Origin of the sequence: uncultured Meiothermus sp. (assembly GCF_937863175.1) — a bacterium.
Taxonomy (GTDB): Bacteria; Deinococcota; Deinococci; order Deinococcales; family Thermaceae; genus Meiothermus.
Genome location: NZ_CALMCQ010000433.1, coordinates 1 through 1,127, shown reverse-complemented (window position 1 = coordinate 1,127; position 1,127 = coordinate 1). Strand labels below are relative to the sequence as shown.

Annotated in this window: 2 protein-coding genes; both read left to right on the top strand. The window is 60.9% G+C overall.

Features of this window, described 5'->3' with window-relative positions; all coding sequences use genetic code 11:
- Positions 1-300 (top strand): ATP-binding cassette domain-containing protein (locus tag Q0288_RS16220; RefSeq protein ID WP_299432784.1); only part of this gene is annotated, 300 nt, incomplete at its 5' end.
- 35 nt (positions 301-335) lie between these two features.
- On the top strand, positions 336-713 hold the full coding sequence (locus tag Q0288_RS16215) for a nuclear transport factor 2 family protein (protein ID WP_299432781.1): 378 nt from the start codon (positions 336-338) through the stop codon (positions 711-713).
- Positions 714-1,127: the final 414 nt, after the last annotated feature.

Here is a 1,127-nt window from a genome sequence, read left to right as displayed (position 1 = left end):
CACAAGAAGCGGGCCTACCCCGAGGAACTCTCGGTAGGGGAGGCCCAACGGGTGGCAATCGCCCGGGCCCTGGTGGGTGACCCCCAGGTGCTGCTGGCCGACGAGCCTACCGGCAACCTCGACCCGGCCAACGCTCTGGCGGTTCTGGAAATTTTCAGGACGGTACACGCCAGGGGGGCCACGGTGATGGTGGCGACCCACTCCCGCGACCTGGTGGAAGCCTACCCCCAGCGGGTGGTGGTGCTCAAGGCCGGGCAGCTGGTGCGCGACGAGCGAGAAGGCAAGTATAGCCTGGCCTGAGGCGGCCAACGGCCCGGTGGCCTTAAATCGAAGCCATGAATGCTCAACGCAACCGTGAAATAGCGCAGCGCTACTGGCAGTCGCTCGGGAAGAGGGACTGGGCCGCTTTTCGCGAAACCCTGGCCGAAGACGTGCTATACGAGGTTCCCCAGACCCGTGAGCGGGTGCGCGGCCTCGAGGCCTATGTTGATTTCAATGCCACTTTTCCGGGTGACTGGACGATTGAAGTGGTGCGGCTGGTGGCCGACGAAACGGGGGCCAGCGGTCAGATCGTTTTCCGCCACCAGGGGCAAGAGCAGGTCGGAATCGCGTTTTTGCAGATGGCCGACGGCAAAATCCAGCACATTTTCGACTTCTGGCCGGAGCCCTACGAACCCCCTCTGCGGATGTCCAGATATGTAGAACGCTACTAAAACGGCTTGCCGACAGGGCATCCCGGCTTCCCCGAACCGGCCAACCGTAACAACGATTCAAAAAGATCATCCTCCAACCCGGAGACCCCGAGGCGATCTTTTTGAATCCTGGAGCACCCCCCTCCCGGACGGTCGGCGAAAAAGCGTCTCCCTTCGGTCGGGTTCATAGGTTCCGGCTCGGGGACGAACTGGCAGAATCGGTTTTAGAGCACCAGAACTGGTTACGGGTTTGCCTCCTTGCCGGGTTGAACCGGACATATATCCCTCATTCGGGGGTGATAGTATTGGCTTACCAGGCTATGAGCGCTTTTTGAAAGCTATGTCCGCAGTTTGGGGCTCCCGAGTTGAGTGGAGATACCCGAAGGAGCGTCTACCGAGACCCGGCCTGGTCACTCAACTCGAGCTACGATTGGA